Genomic DNA, 7,226 nt, shown 5'->3' with positions numbered 1-7,226 from the left:
TTCCCCCCCCCCCCCCCGCGGCTGGCCCCCCCCCCCCCCAAAAACCCCCCCCCGCCCCCCCCCCGGGGCGCCCGGGCGCGGGGGGGGGGGGTGCCCGGGGGCCCCCCGCCCACCCCGTTCGGCGTCCCGGCCCCGGGGCCGTTGCGGAATTATGCGGTCCGCCCACGACCGGTCCTCGTGGGAGGATGCGCCCAACAAGCCTGACGAAGGAGTCCTGCGAGTGCCTGGCACCAACTTGACCCGTGAGGAGGCCCGCACCCGGGCCGAGCTCCTCAGCGTGGACGCGTACGACATCGAGCTCGACCTGAGCTCGGCCCGTGACAGCGGCACCTTCCGGTCCACCACCGTGGTCCGGTTCACCGCCACCCGTCCCGGCGCCGACACGTTCGTCGACCTGGTCGCGCCCAGCGTGCACGAGATCACCCTGAACGGCGCCCCGGTGGAGCTCTCCGCCTTCGCCGACAGCCGGATCGCGCTGACCGGTCTGGCCGCGGAGAACGAGCTGCGGGTGGTCGCCGACTGCGCCTACACCAACACCGGTGAGGGCCTGCACAAGTTCGTCGACCCGGTGGACGGCGAGACCTACCTGTACAGCCAGTTCGAGGTGCCGGACGCCCGTCGGGTGTTCGCCTCCTTCGAGCAGCCCGACCTCAAGGCGAGCTTCCGGTTCACCGTCACCGCCCCGAGCAACTGGGTGGTCGTCTCCAACTCCCCCACCCCGGAGCCGGTCGGCGAAGGCGCCACCCGGACCTGGTCCTTCGCCCCGACCGGGCGGATCTCCTCGTACATCACCGCGGTCATCGCCGGACCCTACGTCGGTGTCTTCGACGAGTACACCGCGGGCGAGCAGGTGGTGCCGCTGGGCATCTACTGCCGGCCCTCGCTCAAGGAGTTCCTGGACGCCGAGGCGATCTTCGACGTCACCAAGCAGGGGTTCGACTACTTCCAGGAGAAGTTCGACACCCCGTACCCGTTCGAGAAGTACGACCAGCTCTTCGTGCCGGAGTTCAACGCGGGCGCGATGGAGAACGCCGGCGCGGTCACCTTCCGCGACCAGTACGTCTTCCGCTCCAAGGTGACCGACGCCTCCTACGAGTCGCGCGCCACCACGATCCTGCACGAGCTGGCCCACATGTGGTTCGGCAACCTGGTCACCATGGAGTGGTGGAACGACCTCTGGCTGAACGAGTCGTTCGCCACCTACGCCGAGATGGTCGCGCTGGTCGAGCCGGCCGGCACCCGCTGGCCCAACGGCTGGACCACCTTCGCCAACCAGATGAAGACCTGGGCCTACCGGCAGGACCAGCTGCCGTCCACCCACCCGATCATGGCCGAGATCAACGACCTCGAAGACGTCATGGTCAACTTCGACGGCATCACCTACGCCAAGGGCGCCTCGGTGCTCAAGCAGCTGGTGGCCTACGTCGGCCAGGACGCCTTCTTCAAGGGCGTGCAGGCGTACTTCAAGCGGCACGCCTGGGGCAACACCACCCTGCCTGACCTGCTCAGCGCGCTGGAGGAGACCAGCGGCCGCGACCTGAAGACCTGGTCCAAGGCCTGGCTGGAGACGGCCGGCATCAACGTGCTGCGCCCCGAGATCGAGGTCGACGCCGACGGCGTGATCACCTCCTTCGCGGTCCGCCAGGAGGCCCCGGCGCTGCCCGAGGGCGCCAAGGGTGCCGCGGCACTGCGCCCGCACCGGATCGCCGTCGGCTGCTACGAGCTGACGGACGGTGCGCTGGTGCGCACCCACCGCGTCGAGCTGGACGTGGACGGCGAGCTGACCGCGGTGCCCGAGCTGATCGGCCGTCAGCGCCCGGCCGTGGTGCTGCTCAACGACGACGACCTCTCCTACGCCAAGCTGCGCCTGGACGAGGCCTCGCTGGCCACCGTCACCGCGCACCTGGGCGACTTCGCCGAGCCGCTGCCGCGGGCCCTGGTCTGGTCGGCCGCCTGGGACATGACCCGGGACGGCGAGCTGGCCACCCGCGACTACCTGGAGCTCGCCGTCGCCGGCCTGCCCAAGGAGTCGGACATCGGCGTGGTCCAGTCGGTGCAGCGGCAGGCCAAGCTGGCCCTGGAGCTGTACGCCGACCCGGCCTGGCGCGAGGAGGGCCTGCAGCGGTGGGCCGCGGTGGCCGAGCAGAGCCTGCGCGCCGCCGCCCCGGGCAGCGACCACCAGCTGGCCTGGGCCAAGGCCTTCGCCGGCGCCGCCCGCACCGACGAGCAGCTGGCCCTGCTGGCCGGTCTGCTGGACGGCTCCGCGGAGCTGGCCGGTCTGGCCGTCGACACCGACCTGCGCTGGGACCTGCTGCTGCGCCTGGTCGACACCGGCCGCTCCGGCGACGCGGCGATCGACGCCGAGCTGGCCCGCGACAACACCGCGGCCGGCCAGGAGAAGGCCGCCAGCTGCCGCGCGGCCCGCCCGACCGCCGAGGCCAAGGCCGAGGCCTGGGCGTCGGTGGTGGAGTCGGACGCGCTCACCAACTACGTCCAGGACGCGGTGATCGCCGGCTTCAACATGCCCGACCAGCGCGAGCTGCTGGCGCCGTACGTGGGCCGGTACTTCGACGCGCTGAAGACGGTCTGGGAGACCCGCAGCCACGAGATCGCGCAGCAGATCATCACCGGGCTCTACCCGGCGCTGCAGATCGACCCGGCCACCCTCGCCGCCACCGACGCCTGGCTGGCCGACGCCGACCCGGCGCCGGCCCTGGCCCGCCTGGTCGTCGAGGCCCGGGCCGGCATCGAGCGCGCCCTCAAGGCCCAGGCCGCGGACCGCGCCAAGGCCTGACCCCCGCACCAGCACGGGACCCCGGACACCGCGCGGTGTCCGGGGTCCCGTGCCGTGGTCGTCGACCATGGTCGGGCGACTGCCGAATCGGCTATCTAAACGATCGGTCGTGCTACTAATATCGCGCGCAGTGTGCCCGTCCTGATCGGGCCGACGGGGGCACCGGCCCCCCGGTTCGTCATGCCGCCCCCTGGGTCGGTCGACTGACGAACCGTCCGCTGTTGCACAGATATATGGGGGATGACAGATGCTTCGTGCCACTGAGCGTGCCGTGGCCCGGCAACGCAGACCACGGCGGGCGGCGGTGCTGACCGCGGTCGTCGCGGTGATCGCGGCGGCCGGCCCGGCGCTCTCCGTTCCCGCGCAGGCCGCGGCCCCGTCGGCGCCCACCAGGCCGACCGGCGCGACCGCTCAGGACGGGCCCACCCAGCAGGCACTGGCGCAGGCGAAGAAGACCGGCAAGCCGGTCACCGTCGACGCGCTGACCACCGAGACCGCGGTCACCGTCGCCAACCCCGACGGGAAGACCTTCACCCGGACCAGCAACATCCAGCCGGTCCGGGTGCAGAAGGGCGGCGCGTGGGTCGCCACCGACGCGACCCTGGCCAAGAACGCCGACGGGACCTTCTCCCCCGCCGCCACCCCGTCCGGGGTCACCCTGTCCGGCGGCGGCACCGCCCCGCTGGCCGCCTTCAAGGACAAGGCCGGCCACCAGTTCGCGATGACCCTGCCGTTCGCGCTGCCCAAGCCGACCGTCAACGGCAACACCGCCACCTACGCCGACGTCCTGCCCGGCGTCGACCTGCAGGCCACCGTCACCGACCAGGGCGCCTTCCACGAAGTCCTCGTCGTCAAGAACGCCCAGGCCGCCGCCAACCCCCAGCTCAAGACGCTGAAGCTCGCCACCACCACCAACGGCCTCACCACCAGCACCGACACCGACGGCAACCTCACCGTCAAAACCCCCGACGGCACCGAAGCCTTCCACGCCCCGGCCCCGGTCATGTGGGACTCCGCCGCCCTGGCCGCGCCCGGCGGGGTGCCGGCACAGGCCGACGCCGCGGCCGCGGAGGCCGCACCGAAGGCCCCGCCGATCAGTCCCGCCGCCCCGCCCGCCCCGCCGAGCGCGGTCGACCCTGCAGGCCGGATCGGCTCCTCCAAGGACGGCCCGGGCCACGGCGCCCACATCTCCAAGCTGAACGTCAAGGCCGACAACGGCTCGGTCACCCTGGCCCCCGACGCCGACCAACTCGCCCACGCCACCTACCCGGCCTTCATCGACCCCACGGTCGCGCCGGGCGGCGGGACCAACCACTACCTGGAGGTCAAGGAGGGCTGCGCCGGACAGTCGCTCTACGACAACGCCCAGGAGAACGGCGAGGGCGTCGGCTACCAGCAGTACGACTCCAACTGCTTCGGCCTGTACCGCTCGTTCTACGAGATGGACACCAGCTTCTTCAACAGCAGCACCATCGTGGTGAAGTCGACCCTGACGCTCGCCGAGACCTACGGCGCCGACCACGGCTGCCCCAACACCTGGGGTATCGGCCTGCGCCTGACCGGCGGCATCGCCAACGGCACCAACTGGGGCAGCCAGCCGGGCCAGGTCCAGGACCTCGGCCAGACCACCGTCAAGAGCGCCTACTTCGGTTGCGGCACCCAGTACGTCAACTTCGACGTCACCGGCCCGGTCGGCCAGTACCGCGGCTACCCCAACCTGACCTTCGGCATCTACGGCCAGGAGAACAAGTACGCCACCAACTACGGGTTCATGCGCTTCAGCACCAACCCGCAGCTGTCCACCCAGTACGAGATCGCGCCGAACACCCCCGACTCGGTGAGCGTCAGCCAGGCCAACGCCAACTGCAGCGGCGGCACGCCCGGTTGGCTCGGCGCCACGGCCGGCCCGGTCAGCCTGAGCGCCCGGCTGACCACCGGCATGCCCGGGGTGAACCTGACCGGCGGGTCCAAGCTGCTCGACAACACCGCCAGTGACGGCAACGGCAACCCGTACACCGACGGCTGGCCGGCCAGTCCCGGCGCGGTCGGCAGCGGCGGCACCGTCTCCATCCCCACCCCGGTGCCGTGGGCGGACGGCCACCAGTACTCCTGGCAGGTGTGGGCCAACGACGGCTACATGGCCGGCCCGGCCGCCACCCCGTGCGTCTTCGACGTGGACCTGACCCCGCCGAGCGTGGCCACCTTCACCCCGTCGTCGGACTTCCCCCCGCTGGGCAGCGGCATCACGCCGAACAAGCACGCCGGTGACGGGACCGTCAGCATCCAGGTGAGCAGCACCGACCCGACCCCGACCTGGGGCTGCGTCCGGATGGCCTGTGTGAAGAGCGGTGTCACCGCCTTCCAGTGGTCGCTGGACACCAACGTCCCGCCGAGCGGGGCCAACACGATCCCGGTCACCCCGGACGGCAACGGCACCGCCACCGCGTCCGTCCCGATCACCCTGACCGCGGCGCAGTGGGGCACCCACACGCTCTACGTGCGGGCCCTCGACGGCGCCGGCAACACCCAGGCCACCGTCGCGAGTTACAGCTTCTACGCGCCGTGGAACCAGAACGCGGTGGCGGTCGCGGGCGACCTGACCGGTGACGGCGTGCCGGACACGCTCGTCCCCGACCCCAACAACAACGGGAACCTCACCCTGATCCCGGGCGGCAAGGACATGGCCGCGGCCCCGCTGATCGCCTCCGCCGCGAACCAGAGCCCGGACGGCACCGGCTGGAACAACTACCTGGTCACCCACCGCGGTTCGCAGACCCAATCGATCCTGGACGACATCTTCGCGTACCAGAAGCAGACCAAGCAGCTCTACCTCTACCGCAACGACGGCACCGTCTCGGCCACCTCCAACGGTCCCGGCGTGGCCGGCCGGTTCACCCTGACCCAGGACGTCATGGTGATCAACAAGCCGACCGGGTGCGCCAACGTGGCCACCGGTTCCGGCTGTCCGACCGACTGGTCGGGGCTCACCCAGATGGTGGCGCCCGGCGCCAACGCGCTCGGCAAGAACATGGCCGACCTGATCACCGTGGAGAACAACCAGCTCTGGTACTACCCGGGCAGCGCCCGCGGGGGCGCCTACCTCGGCCGGCCCTACCTGATCGGCAGCGGCGACTGGAGCGGCACCACCCTGATCGCCCCCGGCTCGGTGGGCGCCACCGTCACGTCCGGCCTGCCGCGGGTGGACTTCTACGGCGCCCCGGTGCTGGACGGCAACGGCAACCAGCTCACCTACACCGGCGAGACCGGCGGCACCCCGACCCTGTGGGCCCGCGACAACACCACCGGCGCCGTCGTCAGCTACCCGCTGACCTTCGACGGCAACGGGATCCCCACCAGCAACCTCACCGCGCCCAGCCACACCGCGCTGACCACCGGTCTGAAGGCCGCCGACGGTTCGCCGATCTGCGCCGACATGAGCCACGGCAACAGCGCCGACGGCACCCCGGTGGAGATCTGGGGCTGCGTCGCCGGCGCCTACAACCAGCAGTGGACCCTCGGCGCCGACCAGAGCGTCCACGTGCTCGGCAAGTGCCTGGACGTCAACCACAACGGCACCGCCAACGGCAGCACCGTGCAGATCTGGACCTGCAACGGCGGCACCAACCAGCAGTGGGTCCCCGGCCCGAACAACACGCTGCGCAACCCGGTCTCCGGCCGCTGCCTCGGCGACAACGGGGGCGGCAACGCCGCGGGCACCACACTGATCATCTGGGACTGCAACGGCAACCCCGACCAGCAGTGGACCTTCCCCGCCCAGCCCGGCCAGACGCTGCTGCCGATCGGCGTGGGCAGCGACGTGGCACCGACGGTCGTCTCCCCCGGTGACGTCAACGGCGACGGCAACCCCGAGCTGTACGCGATCTCCGGCAGCACCGGCGCCGACCAGGTGACCGTCTACCCCGGCGCCGCCCCCAGCAACGGCATCGCCCAGTTCGCCACCCCGGTCGGCATGGGCACCGAGTACGCGCCGGTGGGCGTGACCCTGCACTCGGTCTACGCCCCGTCGAAGTGCGTGGACGACAACAACTCGCAGACCGCGAACGGCACCCCGATCGACCTCTACGACTGCAACGGCGGCGGCAACCAGGTCTTCAACTTCAACACCGACGGCACCCTGCGCTACGCGGGCATGAAGTGCGTCGCCGCCGACGGGGCCGGTACCGCCCTGGGCACCAAGGCCGTGCTCACCGACTGCCTGCCCGGCCACCCGGAGCAGCAGTGGACCTTCAACCACGACGGGAGGATCGTCAACAAGAACTCCGGCCTCTGCCTGGAGATCAACAACTGGGACACCACCAACGGCCGCCAGTTGGACACCTGGACCTGCGTCGACCAGACCAACACCGCCTGGTCGCTGAGCACCAACCACTGAGCCCACAGACCGACAGACCGACGGCCCCCGGACGCGCTG

The 7,226-nt window shown here is 71.3% G+C and carries 2 protein-coding genes; both read left to right on the top strand.

Translation table 11 applies throughout. The features are described from left to right. Positions 1-220: 220 nt before the first annotated feature. Complete coding sequence (gene pepN, locus ACFW1A_RS36335) at positions 221-2,794, top strand: aminopeptidase N (protein WP_380417132.1); 2,574 nt, start codon at positions 221-223, stop codon at positions 2,792-2,794. Positions 2,795-3,041: 247 nt separating this feature from the next. Further along, positions 3,042-7,187, top strand: a complete 4,146-nt coding sequence (locus tag ACFW1A_RS36330) for a ricin-type beta-trefoil lectin domain protein (protein ID WP_380417130.1) — start codon at positions 3,042-3,044, stop codon at positions 7,185-7,187. Positions 7,188-7,226: the final 39 nt, after the last annotated feature.

Origin of the sequence: Kitasatospora sp. NPDC058965 (assembly GCF_042741245.1) — a bacterium.
Taxonomy (GTDB): Bacteria; Actinomycetota; Actinomycetes; order Streptomycetales; family Streptomycetaceae; genus Kitasatospora.
This window is presented reverse-complemented; position numbering and strand designations above follow the sequence as displayed.

Bases quoted from the DNA above. Each gene is read 5' to 3' on its own strand.
- ACFW1A_RS36330 (WP_380417130.1), top strand. From the start codon at position 3,042: ATGCTTCGTGCCACTGAGCGTGCCGTGGCCCGGCAACGCAGACCACGG.